Raw genomic sequence first — 21,030 nt, 5'->3', positions numbered from 1 at the left:
AAACACCCGCCATTTGGCGGGTGTTATCAAGGGTTTCAGTCTACCAGGCCTCGGCGCTTGAGCAGCGCATCCACTGTGGGTTTCTGGCCGCGGAACTGGATGTAGTCCTGCATCAGATCCTCACTGTTCCCCTTGGAGAGAATTGCCTGACGATACTTGTCACCATTGGCTCGTTTGAGGCCACCTTCAGCCATGGTATGGGCAAAGGCGTCGGCAGCGAAAACTTCGGTCCACAGGTAAGCATAATATCCGGCCGAGTAACCGCCACCGAATACATGACTGAAATAAGTCGACTGGTAACGTGGCAACACAGGCGCGTAATTCAGGCCATGTTTGGCACGGGCCTTGGCTTCGAAGGATTTAACGTCCGCCACTTGTTCACCGGCCTTGAGGGAGTGCCACTCCATATCAAGCAGCGCTGCGGCCAGATACTCTACCGTGTCATAGCCCTGGTTGAAGGTAGCCGCTGCACGCACCTTTTCCAGCAAGGCTTTCGGAATTGGCTCGCCGGTTTTGTAATGTTTGGCATAGTGAGCCAAAACGTCCGGATCTGTGGCCCAATCCTCGTTGGCCTGGGATGGGAACTCAACAAAGTCCCTTGGAGTAGCGGTACCAGCAAGGCTTGGGTATTTCACCTGCGAGAACAAACCGTGAATGCCGTGGCCAAATTCATGGAACATGGTAGTCACTTCATCAAAGGTCATCAGCGTAGGCTGACCTTCGGCCGGCTTGGGAATATTGAGCGCGTTGTACACCACAGGCTTGTTATCCAAAAGGAAGCTTTGGGTCACGTACTCATCCATCCAGGCGCCGCCGTTCTTGCCTACTCTGGCGTAAGGGTCCAGATAGAAGAGCCCGATGGAGCTGCCGTCTTCGTTGAATACTTCCCAGGCGCGGACATCTTCCTGCCATACCGGCAGATCCTTGCGCTCTTTCATTGTGATGCCGTAGAACTTCTGCATGGCGTAGAACATGCCGTCATTCAGCACGGTATTGAATTCGAAGTAGGGCTTGATCTGGCTCTCATCCAGATCGTATTTGGCCTTGCGAACCTGCTCGGCATAGAAGGCCCAGTCCCATGGCTGCAGCTCAAAGTCGGCACCGGATGCCTTGATTTGCGCCTGGATATCCTTGCCTTCAGCCTTAGCCTTGGTAACGGCCTTGGGTGCCAGGTCATCCAAAATGGCAAATACCGCATCCGGATTACCGGCCATCTGATCGGCCAGTACATAGTCAGCCCAGGTTTCATAACCCAGCAGTTTGGCCTTTTCGGCGCGCAACTGTGCCTGCTTGAGTACGATAGGACCATTACTGGCCATGGCGCGATTGGCCGAAGTCTGCCAAATTTTCTCTCTCAGGCCTCTGTCTTCCAGGCTCGACAGCAGTGGCTGGCGGGTGGTATTCACCAGGCTTATCAGGTAGCCCTCTTTACCCGCTTCCTTGGCGGCGTTGGCCAGGGCGCCTATCTCATCCTCACTCAAGCCTTTGAGCTGCGCCTTATCGGTCACCAGGATCACATCATCCTTGAACGACTTGAGAATGTTTTGCGAAAACTCGGTCGACAATGTGGCCAGCTCACCGTTGAGCTCACGCATTTGGGTCTTGTCGGCTTCGCTCAATTTGGCGCCGGCACGGACGAACTGATTGTAATAGAAGTCCACCAGACGCTGATCTTGCGCGCTCAGGCTATCTTTGTGGTTGTAGACAGCTTCAACCCGGGCAAACAACTTGGGATTGAGGAAAATATTGTCGCTGTGTTCGGTAAGCTTGGGAACGATTTCCCCTTGAATGGCCTGAAACTCATCGTTGGAGATCAACCCGGCCAGATTGAAGAAGACCCTGGAAGTACGATTGAGAATGGCGCCGGTCTTTTCCATCGCCACTATGGTGTTATCAAACGAAGCGGCTTCGCTGTTGTTGATTATGCCGGCAATTTGCTGGTTGTGTTCCTTGATCCCGGCTTCAAAGGCCGGCAGATAGTCTGCGATTTTTATCTTGTCGAACTGCGGCGCATGATACTGCAGCGGACTTGGGCTGAGCAGCACATTGCTTGCTGTTTGTTCGGTGCTTTTTGCCTCTGGCATACTTTGGCTCGCTTCTTTGGCCGGGGCATTACTGACAGTTTCATTGGTTTGCTGTTCGGCACAGGCACTCAGCACCAGTGCAGCGCCTATGGCGGTGGCGATTAATGTCTTACGCATCTTGACTCCATTAACGGCAGGCTATTGCTTAGTTATGATTGAATACCCGGGACACCTGTCTCGGCGGGGCAACAGCCCTGTTGATTCCCGCCATTACCTTAACAACTCTTCCGCTATTTGGACAATGACTTAACTGTAAGAAATTCTGCCCTCCCCCATGGAGCCGACATGACTGAGCAGAAATCCAGCGCCAAAGTTGGGCCTCTTGCGGTCACTGGAACAAGTTTTGAACAACCGGGACAGTCAGCGGACATTTATTTGCCACTTGTCACAAATTGTCACCCGTTTTTAACGGCCGATGTCACATAAGTGTCGCCGCCTTTGGGTATACTGCGCCTTGGTTAACCAGATTAATCACATGATTAACAGTGATTTAACCGGATGATGGACGGGATAATCTCCCGGGGTCGATAATAAAAACCAAGAGTAGTAAACAATGCAAACTAAAACACTAGTAACACTGGCGGTTGCCGCCGCAATGGGTCTCAGTGCCTGTGGCAGTGACAACAAGGATGAGCCAACGGTGAGCGTAGATCTGCGGGTTTTGGAAACCACAGATCTGCACACCAACATCATGGATTACAACTATTACAGCGGCAAGGAAGACCCTACTATAGGTCTGGCCCGTACCGCCAGCCTGATCCATGCCGCCCGCAAAGAAGTCACCAACACGGTATTGGTCGATAACGGCGATCTGTTGCAGGGCAGCCCCATGGGCGACTATATGGCCAAGGTCGGTATCGCCGATGGCGAAGTGCACCCCGCCTACAAGGCGATGAACCTGCTCGATTATGCCGTGGGTAACATAGGCAACCACGAATTCAACTACGGCCTGGATTTTCTGGAGAAATCCCTCGCCGGCGCCCAGTTCCCCTATGTCAACGCCAACGTCTATTGTGATGCCGATGATTGCTGGAAGGGACTCAAGAAAGGTGACAACCTGTTTACCCCTTATCTCATCAAGGAAACCGAGGTTAAGGACACTGACGGCAACAGTCACAAGCTCAAGATTGGCTATATAGGATTCGTGCCTCCGCAAATTATGCTGTGGGACAAGCAGAACCTCACCGGCAAGGTACGCGCCGAGAGCATAGTGGAGAGCGCCAAGAAATTTGTGCCGCAAATGAAGGCTGAAGGCGCCGATATCATTATCGCCATTCCGCACTCAGGCATTGGCTCCACCGAAAACCCAGGCGATCCTGCTGCCGAAAATGCCACCTATGCCCTCACCTATGTCGACGGCATTGATGCCATCATGTTTGGCCACAGCCACTCCATCTTCCCCGATGCCCGCTATGCCGACTTGCCCAACACAGATGTGGAAAAAGGCCTGCTTAACGGTGTCCCCGCCGTGATGCCGGGTCGCTGGGGCGACAACATGGGCCTGGTCGACTTCAAACTGCAACGTAAAGACGGCAAATGGACTGTACTCTCGGCCCGCACTGAGGCCCGCCCTATCTATGACGGTGCCAACAAGACGCCTCTGGTGGAAGCCGATAAGGACATTCACGATGCGGTTGAGCTCGAACACCAGGGCACCATCGCCTTTGTCGAGCAGCCAATCGGGGTAGCCGCCGCCGACATGTTCAGCTTCCTGACGCTGGTGCAGGACGACCCGACTGTGCAGATTGTCTCCGACGCCCAGATAGCCAACGTCAAGGCCAAGCTGCCGGAAGCACTCAAGTCATTGCCTGTGCTCTCTGCAGCCGCGCCGTTCAAGGCCGGTGGCCGCCATAGCACCACCAGTGATGCCGATCAGTATGTAATGGTGGACAAAGGGCCGCTGACCTTCAAGAACGCCGCCGATCTCTACCTCTACCCCAACACTATGGTAGCGGTTAAGCTAAACGGCGCCGAGCTGAAAGACTGGCTCGAGTGTTCAGCCAACCAGTTCAACCAGATAGATCCTGCCAGCACTGAGCCGCAGGAGCTGGTGAACTATAACCACCCCACCTATAACTTTGATGTTATCGATGGCGTGACCTACAAGATAGACGTGACACAGCCGAGCAAATTCGACCGGGATTGTGCTCTGGTCAATGCCGATGCCTCGCGAATTGTGGATCTGGCCTTCACCGACAGCGAAGGCACTGTCTATACAGGTGAAAACCTGGCGGCCAAGGAATTTATCGTCGCCTCCAACAACTACCGCGCCTTTGGCGGAAAGTTTGCCGGCACCGGCAGCGAGCACGTGGTACTGGAACTGCCGGACACCAACCGTGAAGCTCTGGCGGCTTACATCACAGAGCAGTCCAAATACAATCCTGAAACCGACAAGTATGACGCCATGGTTAACCCCACGGCCGACTATAACTGGGACTTCAAGAGTATAGATACGGCTGTTGCCCTGGATATCCGCTTTGCGACTCAGGACAGTGACAAGGCCGCCAACTTCATCCAGGCCAACCAGCAAAGGACCATGACCAAGCTGAGTACCGATGAGCTGGGCTTTGCCGTCTACCGCATAGATCTCAAGCCTGCCCAATAAGACTGTCGATTGAGACTGAAAACGACCCAAGCGCCCTCAGGGGCGCTTTTTTATGCTTCTTCTTGCCATAATTTAAACCTCTGGCAATGTTATAAAGTAAGTACAATAAAACACCAGACTCACTCAGCCGTCACGACGGCAAGATTGCAGGAAATCTTTTATGTCTTCGATACCCGCGCCCTTCTCCCAAGCCTGTGAAAACAACCGCGAGCCGATACTCAAAATACTCAAACAGGCATTCTCAGGCTGCCGCAGGGTATTGGAGATAGGCAGTGGAACCGGTCAGCACTCTGTCTACTTTGCCCCGCAGTTGCCGCATCTGGTGTGGCAATGCAGCGATCAACCCCAGTATCTGGATGGGATCCGCGCCTGGCATGCCAAACTCCCGGCGAGTAACCTGGCCGAGGTAATCACTCTGGAGGTGTGCTCACCCTGGCCGCAGGCGGCAACTGAGCCGGCGCCGGATGCCATCTATAGCGCCAATACTGCGCATATCATGAGCCAGCCCATGGTGGAGGCGATGTTTACCGGCATAGGCAAAGTATTGCAAAGCGGCGGCCGTTTCTGCCTCTATGGCCCCTTCAACTACCGAGGCGATTACAGCAGTAACTCCAACCGGGTGTTCGATGCCATGTTACGGCAGCGCGATCCACAAAGCGGCATTCGCGATCAGGAGTGGATCCTGATGCTGGCCGCAGCCCAGGGGCTTGAGCTTTGTCAAGATCATGCCATGCCCGCCAATAACCGCCTGCTGGAGTTTGTTCGCAAAACGGCTCGCTAACTGAGAAAAAGTCATGCGAAAAAATCACGAGAAAAAGCCACAAGAAAAGTCACGAGCCAACAGTCGTGATAAAAAGCAGTGAACAAAAAGTAGTGAACAAAATAAGCGTTTTACCTGAAAAGCTCAGGCGCTATCAGCCTCTGAAGCGCCTTTGTTTTTACACGGCTTTGGCGTAGAGAAACAGATCTGTGGCCTTGACCTCGCCCTGCTCCAGATAGGGTTTACGCAGGCTGTCGATGAGCTCAAACCCGGCCGCGGCCAACTCACTGACGAAAAACACTTCGGGATAATAGTGGATAAATACCCTGTCTCCTGCGCTGGAGCTTTGATAGCCGGACTCTTGATAGTCATCCTCCATGGAGGCCAGATACAGGAGCCCGCCGTCATTCAGTAGCGCACGGCAGTCTTGCAGTAAGGCAATCACATCCTGACGTTCAAGATAAGGCGTGACGAAGAGCAGAACTATTGCATCAAAACCCTCTAGCGTGTCTAAGCCATCAAGGGCATTAAAGTCATCAAGGGTATTAGAGCCATCAGAAACCCCAAGGCTTAGGGGCGTAGCTGCACTTTCAGGCACATCTAAGGTTGCGATAGCCTGCACGGCATCAGCTTCAAGCAGCGACGAAAGACAACCAAGCTCGCGGCTATCCAGCCGATAAAAACGTCCCTCGGGTAACAATTCACTGGCAAGTGCCACCATAGCCGGCGCCGCATCTATACCCACTATCTCGAGCTCAGGCACCCTTTTTGCCAACATGCCGCTGACATGCCCTGGGCCACAACCGATATCCAGTAACCGCAGGCGCCGTCCGGCACAGGCCTGATACTGCTTCAGCAAGGAGGCAAAACGGTTATGGGCCGAGTCATAACAATCGTTGCCGGCAAACTTATCCCGATAGGGAAGCGCCATTTTGTCAAAGGTGGCCACGGTTTCCCGGTACTTATCCATTGTGCTTCTCTCCCTGCACCATCAACAGTCGAGGCTCAGCATACTGACTGGCACAGAAAAAAGCCAACCTCAAGGGTTGGCTTTATCAGAGAGGACTTATCAAGGATGACAGACGTTATGCAACTCCAGGTTGGTACCTATATCCTTGTTGCGGTTGGCCTTGGCATCGTCGTTACGCAGCTGGGTCAGATGATCCAGATAGGCCTGATCCACATCCTTGGTGATGTAGTGGCCGTCAAACACTGAGGTTTCGAAACGCTTGATATCCGGATTTTCCATTCGCACCGCTTCCACCAGATCGCTCAGGTCCTGGAAGATGATGCCATCTGCGCCAATGAGACGGGCGATTTCATCGGCATCACGGCCATGGGCAATCAGCTCATTGGAGGTTGGCATGTCTATGCCGTAGACGTTGGGGAAGCGGATCTCGGGCGCGGCCGAGGCGAAATACACCTTCTTGGCGCCAGCTTCACGAGCCATCTCGATGATCTGCTCTGAAGTGGTACCACGCACTATGGAGTCGTCCACCAGCAGCACATTCTTGTCCTTGAACTCGGCGTTGATGGCATTGAGCTTGCGTCTGACCGACTTCTTGCGCTCCTGCTGCCCCGGCATGATAAAGGTACGACCGATATAGCGGTTCTTCACGAATCCCTGACGGTAAGGCAGATCCATGCCACGGGCAATTTCCAGGGCGATATCACAGGAGGTTTCCGGAATAGGGATCACCACATCGATATCATGGTCGTACCATTCCTTGCGGATCTTCTCACCCAGCTTGGCGCCCATGTTGACCCGGCTGGCATAGACTGACACCTTGTCTATGGTGGAGTCCGGACGGGCAAAGTAAACGAATTCAAAGATACAGGGGGCATAGCTTGGCGCTTCGGCGCACTGACGAGTAAACAGCTCACCTTCCGTGGTGATATACACAGCTTCGCCGGGAGCCACATCGCGCATCACTTCAAAACCAACGGCATCCAGTGCCACGCTCTCTGAGGCCACCATATACTCGGTACCAGAGGCTGTCTCATGCTTGCCGAGCACCAGAGGGCGAATACCGAAAGGATCGCGAAATGCCACCAGGCCCTGACCGATAATCATGGCCACCACGGCGTAGGCACCGCGGGTATCGGCGTGCACCCGGGAGACGGCATCGAACACTTCATCCGGGCTCAAGGTCAGGCTGTCGGTCTTGTCCAGCTCATCGGCCAACAGGTTGAGCAGCACTTCAGAGTCGGAAGTGGTGTTCACATGGCGGCGCTTGTTGCGCAGTCCTTCGGCCAGTTGCACTGTATTGGTCAGGTTGCCGTTGTGCGCCAGAGAGATCCCGAAAGGAGAGTTCACATAAAACGGTTGGGCTTCAGAGGCACTGGAGCTGCCGGCCGTGGGATAACGCACATGGCCCAAGCCTGCGTTGCCCTGCAGCCGCTGCATATGCTTGGGTTCAAATACGTCCTTGACCAGACCATTGGCCTTACGCAGGCGAAAGGCATTCTGATCGATAGTCACTATGCCTGCAGCATCCTGGCCACGGTGTTGAAGCACTGTCAGTGCATCATAGATGGTCTGATTGACCGCCGAGCGGCCAACGATTCCGACGATACCACACATGGGTAAGCTTCCTCATTGTAAGATGTTCTGATAATTGTATTTTTTATATTTTGGGTACAAAGCTTGAGGTATTTTCCAAGTAGTCAAAAAACCACTGGATAACCACCCCGAATTCGGGCACCAGTTGCGAACCCTGCCACCAATCGGTTTTGGGTGCGCCGGTAAAGGCATCCATAAAAAAGAGTATGGCACTGACTATCAATGCGCCGCGCAGCGCACCGAAACACAGGCCAAGAATTCTGTCCGTTCCCGAGAGCCCTGTCTTGGAGACCAACTGGCCGATCAAATAGTTCACCAAGGCCCCCACTATCAGGGTGACAATAAACAAGATGGCAATGGCAACCCCGTTTCGCAGCACCTCATCATTGATTTGAGTGATATGAACGGCAAGGTCCTGATAAAACTGGCTGGCGATGAAAAAGGCGGCGAACCAAACCACCAGCGACATGGCTTCTTTGGCAAAACCACGGATCAGACTGATAAGGGTCGATAATCCGATAACTATGATGATGGCGTAATCTATCCAAACCATGGGTAGAAGTATCCGGTGAAGATTTAAGTCGGCGGGATTCTACCAGAGAAGGCAAGCATTCTCACCCCCGGGGCGTAAATAATTGCTTGCCGACTCGGGGCAAACTGTCATCTTTCCTGTGGGTTATAGCGAACCACTTTACCCTTGAGTTTGGTCAACTCTTCAACCTTCTTCTGTTGCTGTTTGATGCGATCACTGGAGACATCCGGACCGACAAACACCCGGGTCAACTTTCCGTCCACAGGCTTGTCCGGCAAGGTATAGGCGCTGAATCCGGCCTTGCGCAATTTGGCTACCAGGGCTTTGACATTGGCCGCGTTACTGAAGGCGCCGAGCTGTAAAGTCCAGGCTGCATCACTGGGTTTGGCCTTGGGTTCGGGAGTCTTTTTGACCTCCTGTGGCTTGGATTGGGCGGTGTTGGAAACACTGTTTTCGGTAGCCTTCACCTCGGGCGCCGCCGGTTCGACTTCAACCTGAGGCTCGTCTGTCTCCTGTGCCAAGTCCAGAGTCTCGGCTACATCCAGGGTTTCAAACTCTCCCGGCTCCGCCAATTGCGATTCGGTATCCGGCCGCAGCGGAATTTCAGTGAACTGCTCTTGCTGGCGCTCTTTCTTGCCATCGAGAATGTCAGGTAAAAAGATCACCCCCAAGGCGACCAATACTACGGTACCTACAAGACGGTTATGAAACTGAGTCGACAAAATATCTTCCTTCCAGTCAATTAGATAAGCGCTTTAAAGCCCGAAACAGTGTAAAAGGAGCCAAAGACAATTACCACATCTTCGGCGCCGAGTTTGGGTTTGAGGTATTGCCAGCAATCCGGCATCTGTTCAAATTCCCGGGCGTCACAGCCATCCGGCAGGGCTTTTCGCAAACGGCCGGCATCGGCACCACGCTCATTATGCAAGGTCACCAACAACCAGCTGTCTATACTAGGCGCCAGCGCCTGCATCACGCCCTCGATATCCTTGTCCTTGAGCATACCGCAAACGCCATAGACTCGCCCCTTGGCCTGCAGTTCATCCAGCCTTTGCGCCAGATAGCGGGCCGCGTGGGGATTGTGCGCCACATCCAAAATAATCAGCGGCGCCTCACTGATATGCTCCATTCTGCCGCTGAGCCTGACACTGGCGAGCCCTGAGCGAATCGCCGCTTCGGAAAGTTCAGGCCAGAGTTGTTCCAGCGCCGCCAAGCTAGTGGCGGCATTGGGCAGAGGTAATTGCGGCTTGGGTAAGCCTGCAAACTGCCAGTGCTCACCGCAAAAATCCCAGCCTGTGCGGGTTTGCTTGTAGGAAAATGCCTGCCCTACCGCCTTGAGTAAGGCGCCCTTTTCATTGGCAACCTCAACTACGCTGGCAGGCATCTCGGCATCGCCCACTATCGCCGGGCGGTTCTTACGGAAGATGCCGGCTTTCTCACGGCCAACCAGCTCCCGGGTGTCACCAAGATACGCCTGATGATCAAGATCTATGGCGGTTACCACACTGACATCGGCATCTATGATATTGGTGGCATCCAGCCTGCCTCCCAGGCCCACTTCCAGAATAACCAGATCCAGCTTGGCCTGCTTGAACAGCAGTAATCCGGCCAAGGTGGCATATTCAAAGAAGGTCAGCGAGGTGTCCCCCCTGGCCGCTTCTATGGTTTCAAAGGCCGAGATAAAGTCGCTATCCGGTGCATCGACGTCGTCTATTCGCACCCGCTCATTGTAATTGATGATATGGGGCGAGCTGTAAACCCCGACCCGATAACCCGCCGCGCGCATGATCTGCTCCAGCATACGGCAGGTGCTGCCCTTGCCATTGGTACCGGCAACTGTGATCACCTTGGTGCTGCCCAGTGACAGCACCCCGAGCCTGGTGGCAACTTGGGTGACCCGCTCGAGCCCCATATCGATTTCGGTCGGATGAATGGCCAGCAGGTAGTCCAGCCAAACAGACAAAGGAGCGTTGGCTCCCGGTAGCTGATGCGGATGAGCGGATGATTGCGACATTTGATTCTTCCCTTAAATCTTGATGTTGCCGCAAGCAAAAGCGTAGCGGCAACAGCATGCTAACGGTTTCAGTCCGGCATAAACAGTGGGCCCATGGCCAACTTGGGCAGTTGATATTGCTCAGGATAGCTGACATGCACCAGATAGAGGCCATTGGGTTTGGCCGTGGGGGCAGCCTGGGTTCTGTCTTTGAGCTCCAGCAACTGTCCCAGCCAATCCAGCGGCTGATTGCCAAGCCCCACTTCCAGCAGCGAGCCGACAATATTGCGCACCATGTGATGCAAAAAGGCATTGGCTTCGATATCCACTATCACATACATGCCCTGGCGGGTCACACTGACCCTGTGCACATTGCGAAACGGGGTGCGCGACTGACATTGGATCGCCCTGAAACTGGTGAAGTCGCGCTCGCCCAGCAGATACTGAGCCGCCTGATGCATCTTCTGCTCGTCTAGGTCACCGTGATAATGGCTGACGCCACCACGCAAAATGCCGGGACGGAAATTGTGGTTGTAGATGATATAGCGGTAGCGGCGAGCGGTTGCCGAAAAGCGGGCATGAAAACTGTCATCCACCTCTTTGGCCCAGCGCACCGCGATATTGTCCGGCAGATTGGCATTGACGCCCAGGGTCCAGGCGCCTTCTTTACGCACGGCAGAAGTATCAAAATGCACCACTTGCCCGGTGGCGTGTACCCCGGCATCGGTGCGACCGGCGCATTGCAGTGCTATCGGCTCATTGGCGACCAGGGATAAGGCCCGCTCCAACTGCCCCTGAACTGAATCCACTTCGGCCTGGCGCTGCCAACCATAATAGCCGCTGCCGTCATATTCGATACCCAACGCAATACGCATCTGTTTCTCCCCTGATCTCAAGGCGGCGAATTCTACCACAGAGCGGGCATTCGCCTCCAAGAAAAAGCCCGGACAATAAACGGACTGCATAAAAAACGGCGCTCCAGGCGCCGTTTGAGTATTGATTGAGCTCTAGCCCAAGGTTTTTATCAGGGCTGCAGCTTCCTCTTGCTGGCGGGCGTTGCCGTCCAGCTCCACCTCTTTAAGCAATGCCTTGGCGCTGTCTTTGTCATCGATTTCGATATAGGCCCGCGCCAAGTCCAGCTTGGCATTGACAGAGTTTTCCTCATCATCGACATCGACCATAGCGGCGGCGCCAACGAGGGAGTCGAGCTCACCCATATCCACATCCAGCTCCTTGTAGGGGTCGGTATCACTGTTGCCTTCGTCGGCTTCACTGAGCAGGCGCTCAATATCGATAAAACCGTTTTCCTTCTGGAAGGCGCTGAGATCGTGCTCAGGTACCATGCTGGAAGCCACCTTGCCTTTTTCTTTGGCATCGAGGGCCGCAAGCGCTTCATCCACTGTCAGTTTATGGTCTTCGAGATCCAGCGAGTCATCATCATCCAGTTCGAGACTGAATTCCTCATCCGCCTCAGCTTCCTTGGCAACGTTTTCAGAAAAAGCGGCCAACAGGTCATCGTCGCTCAGGCTCTTGTCACTGTCGTCAGTATCCTGGGCCAGGTCAATATCCAGAGCCTGCTCGGTATCTGTTACGCTGTCTTCAACATCAGCAGCCTGTTCCTGGTTAGAGAGTTCCTCTTGAGCCAAGAGCTCTTCTATGGCTGAAGGCTCTTCTTGCGCTGAGGGCTCTTGCTTTTCTTGCGCTGAAGGCTCTTTTGGCGCTGAGGGCTCTTCCTCAACCAAAGGCTCTTTGGGTGCGGAGGGCTCCCACTCAAGAATATGGGGATCATGGCTCTTGCTGCCGGCCTTGAGATCGTCGAAGAAGCCGGAATCCTTGTCGCTGCGTTGAGCGCTTTGTGGCGCGCTGTCGGTATCCCTGCTCTCATCGGCTAAAGTATCGGTTTCATCGGACTTCTTAGGCTCATCCAAGTCCTCAGCCTGCGACAAGCCTGCCAGCATGGCATCCAATTCGGCATCGCTGCGCTCAGTGGCATCATCCGACTCAACCTCTGAGCTATCTTCCTCGTCAGTCTCAGCTATCGCCTCATCAACGTTATCTATCGCAATTACGTCATCCGCAAGCCCAGCCAACAAGGCGTCCAGATCTTCACTCTCTTCCTCAGCTTGAACCGGCTCTGCTTCAGCTTCCTGAGTCTCGACAGCATCGCCCAAGTCATCGAAGCCTGCCAGCAAGGCATCTATGTCTGCCTCTGTATCGCTGGAGTCTATGGCAACATTGTCATCTTCAAGCTCTGCGGCGATAGCGTCACTTAAGTCTTCCGTTTCAGTGCTCTCTGCTGCCGGCGAGTCGAATCCAGCCAACAAGGCATCAATGTCTGCTTCTTCGCCCAGCTCGGTATCAGCTGAGTCATCCTCATCCAGCTCCAGCTCGGCAGCAATGGCAGCGCTGAGATCTTCCTCTGCTTCTGTCTTACTATCGTCTTCAACTTGAGTACCGGCTTCAATTTGAGGTTCTGTGTTTTCATTGACGTCAAACCCGGCCAGCAACGCATCGAGATCGGCTTCCTGTGTCTCATCCAGAGTCTCTTCAGCCTGTTCATCTTCGGCCAATTCGGCGGCGATGGCAGCACTGAGATCTTCATCCTCATCAATGACTACAGCGCTGTCATCGGCCTGGCTCTCCAGATCCAAACTCTGCAGCTCTGTGTCCAATTCAGGCTCGGGACTCTGCTCTTCGGGTTCAAGATTAAGGTTCTGTTCAAGCTCGGCTTCAAAGCTCTGGTCGAAAGCGGCCGTCACATCTTCGGGTAAGGTTTCACTGAGCTCAGGCTCTGATGCTGGAACACTTTCGGCCTGCAACTCTTCAGGAATGGTTTCCTGTTTATCGGTATCGTCCAATCCGGCCAGCAGTGAGTCCAAGTCTTCTTCAGCGGGTTCATCCTGCTCACCCGACTCCTGCTCGCCCATGGCTTCGGCCCAGAGATCATCGAGGGACTGGCCTTCATCTTCGGTCTCTTGGGTGTCATCTCCCTCTCCCGAGTCGATGAACATCTCCTGCGCCATGTCCATCTGCTCGTTGTCACTCTCAACTTCCGGCTCAGGCTGCAGCGCTGAGCTGTCGACATCCAGCAGTGAATCAATGGAATCGTCCGGATCATCATCCAGATGCACCGCCAATTCATCGTCGGCATTGGCCATCTCGGCTGTGGCCGCGCCGGCGATAGCCGCGGCAGCCATTGGAGCCGCTTCGGTCTGTGGAGCTTGGGCATCACTCTGTTTACGTCTGCGGCGCAGCATGCTCCATAGCAATAACAACAGCAGTACCGCGGGTATGGCCGCGGCCAGGGCCAGTAACAGCGGGTTGTCCATCAGGCTGCGCCAGAGGTCGTCCGGCTCATTAGCCGTAGCGCTGGCAGCTTGAAGTTGCTGCTTGAGTTCAGCGTTTTCGGCTTTGAGTTGCTGCTCCTGCTTTTTGCTGGCCTGCAGAGACTCTTCCAACACAGACAGACGCTGATTCAGTTCATCGATTTGCGCTTGCAGCCCTTGGTTATCGGTATTGGCCACTGTGAGCAGGTCCTGCGCGCGTCCCAGTTCATCGGTCAGGCTCAGATTGCGGCTCTGCAGCGCTTCAATGCTGTTGTCGTCGGCCGTTTCCGGAGTTGCTTCCGTGGCTGCTTTTTCGGTTGTGGTGGCTGGCGATTTGTCTGCAGCCACTTGAGTTGGCTCAGTCGATGGCTCACTGACCTTCGGCTGCGCGCTGTTTTCCTTGGCACTTGTAGCTACATTGGATGGCTGCGCCGCTGTTGGAGTTTGGGTGGCCGCCGTTGGCTCTTTTGCGGCTTGGCTTTCACGCTCGGGGGCTTTGGCGGTTTCAATTTTGCCATCATCTGCTTTTAGCGGCTTACCGGAAGACCAGCTCTTGTCGTCCTGCTCGGCACGGGCTCTGGCCATACTCAAGGGGATAGCCTGCATCACCTCTTTGGAAGGGATCAGCAGTATCATGCCCCGTTCCAGGCTGTTGTAATTATTGGAGGTGAAGGCGTGCGGGTTGGCCTCAAATATAGCGGCCATGACCTGATAGATGCTGACACTGGAATCCGGTCTGACTTTCTGGGCAATGCTCCAGAAGGTGTCTGATGGCGTAGTCGGACCATACTGGCGTACCTGTTGGCGCACCTGACCATCAGGGCCGGTAATTTTCAGGCCTTCTGCATGGGCGGGTTCAATGAGAGTACCTTGGTTCAGGGCAAAAAAAGCGGCCATCAGGCCAACAAGATATGAAGTGCGAAAGTTCATCCATTCTTCCCTTTCAAGCGCTGGTTTCGCCAACTGACGACTGGCTTTAGGCATTTGTATTTATTGAGATTACTATAAACCAGAAATGTCCGCCCTGCTACTGTTCACATTTGCAAAACAAAAAAAGCCTGCTGCTTGCAGGCTTTTTCAACAGAAACAAAGAGTTCTTAGAGTGTTAGAGATAATCGCGGATTAAGATCTCGCCTATCTGTACACTGTTGAGCGCCGCGCCCTTGCGGATATTGTCAGAGACCACCCAAAGATCTATGCCCAGATCGTGGGAAATATCCTTGCGCACCCGGCCGACATACACAGGGTCACTACCGGCACCTTCGGTGACAGCTGTCGGATAATCATCATCATCTTCAAACAACACCACGCCTTCGGCATCCCGCAATACCGCCTTGACTTCCGCGGCATCAACCGGCTGCAGCGTCTCGATATGAATCGCTTCCGAATGGCCATAGAACACAGGTACCCGTACCGCGGTAGGGTTCACCAAGACCTCGCTGTCGCCGAGGATCTTCTGGGTTTCCCAAACCATCTTCATCTCTTCTTTGGTGTAGCCATTTTCCATAAACTTATCTATATGCGGCAACACGTTGAAAGCTATCTGCTTATCATAAACCTTGGGCTCTGAAGGCAAGCCCTGCAGCAGCTTGGCAGATTGACCCGCCAGCTCTTCAATCGCCTTTTTGCCTGTACCGGAAACCGACTGATAAGTGGCCACATTGATACGGCTGATCCCAAAGGCATCATAGATAGGCTTGAGCGCCACCAACATCTGAATGGTTGAGCAGTTGGGATTGGCGATAATATTACGGTTACGGAAGTCGGCAATCGCCTGTGGATTGACCTCTGGAATAACCAATGGAATATCCAGGTCGTAACGGTAGTGGGAGGTGTTATCTATCACCACACAACCGGCATCGGCCGCTATCGGCGCCCACTTGGCCGAAACATCACCACCGGCAGAGAAGAAGCCTATCTGCGCCTGAGTCCAGTCGAAGCTCTCCACATCGAGGATCTCTACCTGTTTACCGTGAAAACTCACGGTTTCACCGGCGCTGCGACTGCTGGCCAGTGGAAACAGATTCGCCACCGGGAAGTTACGCTCCTCAAGGATTTCTATCATGGTTTGACCCACAGCCCCTGAGGCACCCAATACGACAACGTTAAATTCCTGCGACATTTACAGACCGACTCCTGAAAAACCTAAATGAGACAACCAATCTACCCCAGAACCCCCGGCGTTTGAAAGAGTCAAAGCACTGAATTCTCGCCTATGGCGGTGATTTTTTCTCATGTCATCAAAACCTGCGGGGTTTTTCAGCATTTTCCGGAATTTTTCATCGTCATCACGTAGATCATAAATAAATCGGCATAGAGACAATAATGCCTTTTCATCGGGCATACTGCTGATATCGAGCCGGGAATTCCAGCGCTCGGGCAATAGAGTGGCAAGCGACTTGTCCGCCGGGCGATTGAGTATCGCCATCAAGGCCTGATATAACATGAAAGTGCCCCGGGCCTTGCCTTCCAGGCTGTAACCGGCAATATGCGGGGTGCCAAACTCCACCAAAGACACCAGTTCCATCATGGGGTTGGGCTCCCCTTGCCAAACATCCAGTACCAACTTGAGGTCCGGCCGCTTGGCCTTGACCCGGATCAGCGCGCGATTGTCTATCACTTCACCGCGGCAGCAGTTAAGCAACCAGCAGCCGGGTTTCAATGTCTCCAGTCGCTGCTCGTCAAACAGATACCAAGTAGGATGTTCGCCATCCCGGGTCAGAGGCACGTGCAGACTAACGATATCGGCGCCGACAATCAGTTCATCCAGGCTGACAAAACGGCGGCTGTCTCCAGCCTTGGCCAGTAAGGGGTCGCAGAGCAAGGTTTTGATTCCGTAGGCTTCAAGGCAGCGCGCCAGCGCCGAGCCGGTATTGCCGGCGCCAACTATGCCAACGGTTTTGCCCTTGAGCTGAGTATCAAATCTGTTGGCCAACTCCAACATGGCGATAAAAGCATACTCGCCAACCGCAGTGGCATTGCAACCTGGGGCATTGGAAAAGGGGATATTACGGGACGCCAGATAAGCCTTGTCCACATGATCTGTCCCTATGGTGGCACTGCCGACAAACTTAAGTTTATGTGCGCCTGCCAGCAGCGCCTCATTGACCTTGGTGACCGAGCGCACCAGCAAGACATCGGCATCGGCCACTGTGGCCGCATCCAGATGACGACCATCAACAGCCACTATCTCCCCCAGCTCGGCAAACAAGGGCTGCACATAGGGCATATTTTCATCAACCACCAACTTCATCGACTTTCCTGCTCTGTTGTGGATTAAGCCGCTATTCTATCAGCGGCCTGCAGACTTGTCTGAGTCCGGCGCACATTTAAGGAAGCTACTAACAAGTTCTGCGTCAGCTCATAAGCAAAGAAGGAAGCCATTCGGCTTCCTTCTTGTTTCACTGAATCAAGGCGCTTACTTGTACTTGCGCATCACCAGTGTGGCGTTGGTGCCGCCGAAACCGAAGCTATTGCTCATAACAGTGTTGAGCTCGGCGTCGCGGTATTCACGCACAATTGGCATACCTTCTGCGGCCGCGTCCAGATTGTCGATATTGATGGAAGGCGCGATAAACCCACCTTCAAGCATCAACAGGCTGTATATAGCCTCATGAACACCGGCTGCGCCCAGGGCATGGCCTGTCAGCGACTTGGTTGAGGCAATCGCCGGCATCTGGCCGTCGAAAACTTCACGCAAGGCTTCCAGTTCACGCACATCACCGACAGGGGTAGAAGTACCGTGAGTGTTAACATAATCGATAGGTGTATCTACTGACTCCAGCGCCATCTTCATGCAGCGCACCGCACCTTCACCGCTTGGGGCAACCATGTCATAACCGTCTGATGAAGCGCCGTAGCCGATGACTTCGGCATAAATCTTGGCACCACGGGCCAGCGCGTGCTCCAGCTCTTCAACAATCACTATGCCGCCGCCACCTGAGATAACAAAGCCATCACGGTCGGCATCATAGGTGCGGGAAGCTTTTTCCGGTGTGTCGTTATACTTGGTCGACAAGGCGCCCATAGCATCAAAGCCCATGGTCAGGGTCCAGTCGATTTCTTCGGCGCCGCCGGCAAAGACCATATCCTGTTTACCCATCTGGATAAGTTCCACCGCGTGACCGATACAGTGCGCACTGGTGGCACAGGCCGAGCTGATGGAATAGTTCATCCCTTTAATTTTGAAGGGCGTCGCCAGACAGGCACTGGCAGTAGAAGACATAATCCGCGGCACAATATAAGGACCTACGCGCTTGACGCCTTTGGCACGCAAGGTGTCTGCCGCCTGAACCTGGTTGGAAGACGAAGCGCCGCCGGTACCCACGATAAGACCCACACGAGGATCTGAATACTGCTCTTCGGTCAGACTGCTGTCTTCAATAGCTTGCTGCATAGCCAAATAGGCGTAGGCTGCGGCATCACCCATAAAACGCAACGCCTTGCGATCAATAAGCTCTGCGGGATTGAGTTTGATGTCGCCCCAGACATGACTGCGCAGCTGCATCTCCTCAAACTGATCCGAGTGGGTGATACCACTGCGGCCAGCCTTGAGAGATTCAGTCACTTCTTGTTTGTTATTACCGATACTTGAAACAACGCCAATTCCGGTGATCACGACTCTTTTCATGTTTTACTATCCATTCCGTACAATTCAGTACCTACTTTTGCTGACGCCATGTTAGCCGTTTTACAGCATTTAAGTGGTCAGCTTTCCGTAAACTTGGGTAAAATAATGCCGAACAAGGCCTCCAGAGTAAAAGATTGCCCGTGAAACAGGAACAACTTCGGCCATCCGGCAGTGAAAATACGCAAACTTGCAGCCAAAATCCCACATCTGCAGAAACAACACAAGCCCCGACGACAACTCTTACGCCCTACCAACAAACCCGGCTCGATGACAAGCCCCTTGGACGGCAAATATGTCTGGCGGCGGTAGGCGGCGAAACCCTGCTGCCTCTGATACAGCTCTGGAGCCAACTAAGGCAGGATTATCCCAAGCTTGTGTTACAACTTTTGCTATTCGCCGCCGATAAAGATTCCCAAGCCGAGTCGCTTGAGCTTCTGAAAAAAAAACTGCAATTATGGCAGAAGGCTGAAAATACGACATCCGCCGAGAGTCAAACGACTGCAGTAATGAGTTTGCTCGCCGAGCTGCAGGCAGGCAAACCCATGGCGCTCCCAGGCTGCCAGCGCTTTGTGCTCGATGGCGGCAGGCTGAGACTGGATCTCTATCTTGAATTCGACGCTGCGCTGCTCAAAGAGCTGCCAGGTTTAAGCCATCAAGGTTGGATAGACAACTGGCTGTGGCTTGCCGAGTCCTTGCCCTCTGAGGCAGCGGCATGGCAGATGGCTCGCCTGGCCAAAGACAGCGCCGCCCTGCTGTGCTTACCGGAAAGAAAAGAAAGATTTGCGCCCTTAATGGTCAATAGCGGCCTCAATGCTGCGGATTTTAGCAGCCCGGCATCGCTGCTTTTGACTCACCAAACTGAGCTCGAGCCTATCGCCAAGGCTGAGCGCCTTGCCTTGCGGCACCAAAGCAGTGCCCGGCTGGCGCCCTGGCCACTCTATCGGGAGCCGGCGCTTGCAGCCGATGACAGTGTTGCCATTATCGGCGCCGGTGTGGCCGGCAGTCAGTTGGCGTTGTCGCTGGCCGAGCGTAAACAAGCCAGCCAGGTATTTTGCAGCGAGGAAAACGCGGGTGAAAGTGCCAGCGGCAACCGTCAGGGCGCGCTCTACCCGCTGTTGACTCCGGAAACATCCGAGCTCAACACCCTGTTCCAACAAGGTTTTCTCTTTAGTCGGCGGCGGATAACCGCGCTGGCTGCCGCCGGTTTCGATATCGCCCATGACTTTTGCGGTGTGTTGCATACAGGTTTTGATAAGCGAAGTCGCGCCCGTCTGAATAAGATTGCCGAGGGCCAAAACTGGCACTCGGATATTCTGCGCCGGGTCGACAGCACTGAGGCGACAGAGCTTGCGGGATTGGATATAAAAGAAGATGGTCTTTTTTACCCTCTGGGTGGCTGGGTCTGTCCCAGAGCCCTGTGTCAGGCCGCCATCCAATACGCCGTCGACTCGACTTACTGTGACTTTCAACCCCGAACCCATATCAGCGAGATTTCAAGAGAAGGTAGCCTCTGGTGGCTGATTACAGCCGATGGTCGCCGCTTTGGACCATTCAAAAAACTGGTGCTGGCAAGCGGCGCTTCGCTGACGGCGCTGCCACAAACTTCGGCCCTGCCCGCCTCCCCCTTTCGCGGCCAGGTCAGTGAAGTTGCAACTCAAGGCGGTTTGGGAGCGCTTAAGACCGTACTCTGCGCCAAGGGCTATCTCACCCCGGCCTGGGGGGGTATTCATTGCCTGGGAGCCAGTTATGTTAAAGATCCCGAGCAGTTGGCCTACAGCGCAGTCGAGCAGAGAGAAAACCTGAAAAAAATCGCCATGAGTTATCCGGATGCCGACTGGCACCAGGGGCTGGTGATGGGGCAAGGTGCCAGAGTGGGTGTGCGTATGGTCACCCGGGATCACTTCCCCATGTTGGGACAAGCGCCGGATGTCGAGGCACTAATGCAGGGCTATCAGCAACATCAGCACACTCCCGAGAGTGCCCGCTACTGGCAACAGGCGCAGGCGCCTGTGCATCCGGGTCTATATGTTCTTGGTGGTTTGGGCTCCCGCGGCCTCAGTACCGGCCCGTTGGCGGCGGAAATTCTGGCATCAGAACTTTGCCATCAGCCTTTGCCTGTTGGAAGTACACTGCTGCAGCGCCTCAACCCCAACCGGATGTGGATGCGAAAGCTCATCAAAAGCAAGGCGCTGTAAACTCTCTGAATTCGCTATCATTTCAAACACAAAAAAGCCCCGAACGGGGCTTTTTCTTGCTCAAACCAGACTCAGGCGGCGATCCGCTGTTTCAGTTCTGACCAGGCGCTATCCACCAGACGATAATCGGCATCTTCAAGCTCTTTGGCTGCCAGTTTCAGACATTGCTGCATCCGCTCATTCAAGGCATCCGGCCCTTGTTCTGACTCGTTTTCCAGCTCGGCCAGCACCACGGCAAAATGCCCCTGCAGGTAACCGCTGGCAAACAGGGCATCATCGTCACCGCCGGCCACTATCTCGCCAATCCACTGCTCCAATGCCTGTTCGTACTTCTCTAACATG

Annotated in this window: 15 protein-coding genes; 3 read left to right on the top strand and 12 right to left on the bottom strand. The window is 54.1% G+C overall.

All coding sequences use genetic code 11. The features are described 5' to 3' along the window. Window positions 1–35 precede the first annotated feature (35 nt). Window positions 36–2,201, bottom strand: a complete 2,166-nt coding sequence (locus ACWAU4_RS09375) for a M3 family metallopeptidase (RefSeq protein WP_208125810.1) — start codon at window positions 2,199–2,201, stop codon at window positions 36–38. Between the two features lie 436 nt (window positions 2,202–2,637). On the opposite strand from ACWAU4_RS09375, the gene ACWAU4_RS09370 reads away from it, so the two are divergent. Both ACWAU4_RS09370 and ACWAU4_RS09365 read left to right on the top strand, forming a co-directional pair. Then, a complete protein-coding gene (locus ACWAU4_RS09370; protein ID WP_167714738.1) occupies window positions 2,638–4,689 on the top strand; it encodes a bifunctional 2',3'-cyclic-nucleotide 2'-phosphodiesterase/3'-nucleotidase in 2,052 nt (683 codons plus the stop codon). Window positions 4,690–4,849: 160 nt separating this feature from the next. Beyond that, window positions 4,850–5,470: a DUF938 domain-containing protein gene (locus ACWAU4_RS09365; protein WP_144168430.1), complete on the top strand. Its 621-nt coding sequence runs from the start codon at window positions 4,850–4,852 to the stop codon at window positions 5,468–5,470. 157 nt (window positions 5,471–5,627) lie between these two features. Here ACWAU4_RS09365 and ACWAU4_RS09360 read toward each other — a convergent pair whose 3' ends face one another. From ACWAU4_RS09360 to fabB, 10 genes are all read right to left on the bottom strand, one after another. Continuing rightward, window positions 5,628–6,419 (bottom strand): class I SAM-dependent methyltransferase, encoded by a 792-nt coding sequence (locus ACWAU4_RS09360; RefSeq protein WP_208125809.1) that lies wholly within the window; start codon window positions 6,417–6,419, stop codon window positions 5,628–5,630. A 99-nt stretch (window positions 6,420–6,518) separates the two neighbouring features. Continuing rightward, entirely contained in the window at window positions 6,519–8,033 is a 1,515-nt protein-coding gene (purF, locus tag ACWAU4_RS09355; RefSeq protein WP_025889048.1) for an amidophosphoribosyltransferase, read from the bottom strand. 43 nt (window positions 8,034–8,076) lie between these two features. Continuing rightward, window positions 8,077–8,565: a CvpA family protein gene (locus ACWAU4_RS09350; RefSeq protein WP_025889046.1), complete on the bottom strand. Its 489-nt coding sequence runs from the start codon at window positions 8,563–8,565 to the stop codon at window positions 8,077–8,079. Between the two features lie 107 nt (window positions 8,566–8,672). After that, window positions 8,673–9,266, bottom strand: coding sequence for an SPOR domain-containing protein (locus ACWAU4_RS09345; protein ID WP_025889044.1), 594 nt, complete (start codon window positions 9,264–9,266; stop codon window positions 8,673–8,675). A gap of 20 nt (window positions 9,267–9,286) precedes the next feature. Then, window positions 9,287–10,558: a bifunctional tetrahydrofolate synthase/dihydrofolate synthase gene (gene folC / locus ACWAU4_RS09340; protein ID WP_454290548.1), complete on the bottom strand. Its 1,272-nt coding sequence runs from the start codon at window positions 10,556–10,558 to the stop codon at window positions 9,287–9,289. A 68-nt stretch (window positions 10,559–10,626) separates the two neighbouring features. Beyond that, the gene (gene truA, locus ACWAU4_RS09335; RefSeq protein ID WP_025889040.1) at window positions 10,627–11,412 is read right to left on the bottom strand and encodes a tRNA pseudouridine(38-40) synthase TruA; all 786 of its coding nucleotides are present in this window, start codon (window positions 11,410–11,412) and stop codon (window positions 10,627–10,629) included. Window positions 11,413–11,544: 132 nt separating this feature from the next. After that, a complete protein-coding gene (locus tag ACWAU4_RS09330) occupies window positions 11,545–14,793 on the bottom strand; it encodes a FimV/HubP family polar landmark protein (protein WP_454290547.1) in 3,249 nt (1,082 codons plus the stop codon). A 175-nt stretch (window positions 14,794–14,968) separates the two neighbouring features. Next, a complete protein-coding gene (locus ACWAU4_RS09325; RefSeq protein ID WP_025010462.1) occupies window positions 14,969–15,985 on the bottom strand; it encodes an aspartate-semialdehyde dehydrogenase in 1,017 nt (338 codons plus the stop codon). After that, on the bottom strand, window positions 15,986–17,116 hold the full coding sequence (locus tag ACWAU4_RS09320) for a 4-phosphoerythronate dehydrogenase (protein WP_117200603.1): 1,131 nt from the start codon (window positions 17,114–17,116) through the stop codon (window positions 15,986–15,988). 165 nt (window positions 17,117–17,281) lie between these two features. Next, window positions 17,282–18,493 carry a beta-ketoacyl-ACP synthase I gene (fabB, locus tag ACWAU4_RS09315; protein ID WP_028781220.1) on the bottom strand — a complete coding sequence of 404 codons (1,212 nt, stop codon included), beginning with the start codon at window positions 18,491–18,493 and terminating at the stop codon, window positions 17,282–17,284. A 140-nt stretch (window positions 18,494–18,633) separates the two neighbouring features. On the opposite strand from fabB, the gene mnmC reads away from it, so the two are divergent. Beyond that, window positions 18,634–20,688: an FAD-dependent 5-carboxymethylaminomethyl-2-thiouridine(34) oxidoreductase MnmC gene (gene mnmC, locus ACWAU4_RS09310; protein ID WP_454290546.1), complete on the top strand. Its 2,055-nt coding sequence runs from the start codon at window positions 18,634–18,636 to the stop codon at window positions 20,686–20,688. A gap of 71 nt (window positions 20,689–20,759) precedes the next feature. Here the strand turns inward: mnmC and ACWAU4_RS09305 are convergent, their stop codons facing one another. Then, window positions 20,760–21,029, bottom strand: a complete 270-nt coding sequence (locus ACWAU4_RS09305) for a YfcL family protein (RefSeq protein WP_044734290.1) — start codon at window positions 21,027–21,029, stop codon at window positions 20,760–20,762. Window position 21,030 lies beyond the last annotated feature (1 nt).

This window comes from Shewanella sp. FeAMO (assembly GCF_053653955.1).
This window is presented reverse-complemented; position numbering and strand designations above follow the sequence as displayed.

What these genes read in the sequence shown, in the direction of transcription:
- ACWAU4_RS09375 (WP_208125810.1), bottom strand. Translation starts at nt 2,201, where the DNA reads ATGCGTAAGACATTAATCGCCACCGCCATAGGCGCTGCACTGGTGCTG.
- ACWAU4_RS09370 (WP_167714738.1), top strand. Translation starts at nt 2,638, where the DNA reads ATGCAAACTAAAACACTAGTAACACTGGCGGTTGCCGCCGCAATGGGT.
- ACWAU4_RS09365 (WP_144168430.1), top strand. Translation starts at nt 4,850, where the DNA reads ATGTCTTCGATACCCGCGCCCTTCTCCCAAGCCTGTGAAAACAACCGC.
- ACWAU4_RS09360 (WP_208125809.1), bottom strand. Translation starts at nt 6,419, where the DNA reads ATGGATAAGTACCGGGAAACCGTGGCCACCTTTGACAAAATGGCGCTT.
- purF (WP_025889048.1), bottom strand. Translation starts at nt 8,033, where the DNA reads ATGTGTGGTATCGTCGGAATCGTTGGCCGCTCGGCGGTCAATCAGACC.
- ACWAU4_RS09350 (WP_025889046.1), bottom strand. Translation starts at nt 8,565, where the DNA reads ATGGTTTGGATAGATTACGCCATCATCATAGTTATCGGATTATCGACC.
- folC (WP_454290548.1), bottom strand. Translation starts at nt 10,558, where the DNA reads ATGTCGCAATCATCCGCTCATCCGCATCAGCTACCGGGAGCCAACGCT.
- truA (WP_025889040.1), bottom strand. Translation starts at nt 11,412, where the DNA reads ATGCGTATTGCGTTGGGTATCGAATATGACGGCAGCGGCTATTATGGT.
- ACWAU4_RS09330 (WP_454290547.1), bottom strand. Translation starts at nt 14,793, where the DNA reads ATGAACTTTCGCACTTCATATCTTGTTGGCCTGATGGCCGCTTTTTTT.
- ACWAU4_RS09325 (WP_025010462.1), bottom strand. Translation starts at nt 15,985, where the DNA reads ATGTCGCAGGAATTTAACGTTGTCGTATTGGGTGCCTCAGGGGCTGTG.
- ACWAU4_RS09320 (WP_117200603.1), bottom strand. Translation starts at nt 17,116, where the DNA reads ATGAAGTTGGTGGTTGATGAAAATATGCCCTATGTGCAGCCCTTGTTT.
- fabB (WP_028781220.1), bottom strand. Translation starts at nt 18,493, where the DNA reads ATGAAAAGAGTCGTGATCACCGGAATTGGCGTTGTTTCAAGTATCGGT.
- ACWAU4_RS09305 (WP_044734290.1), bottom strand. Translation starts at nt 21,029, where the DNA reads ATGTTAGAGAAGTACGAACAGGCATTGGAGCAGTGGATTGGCGAGATA.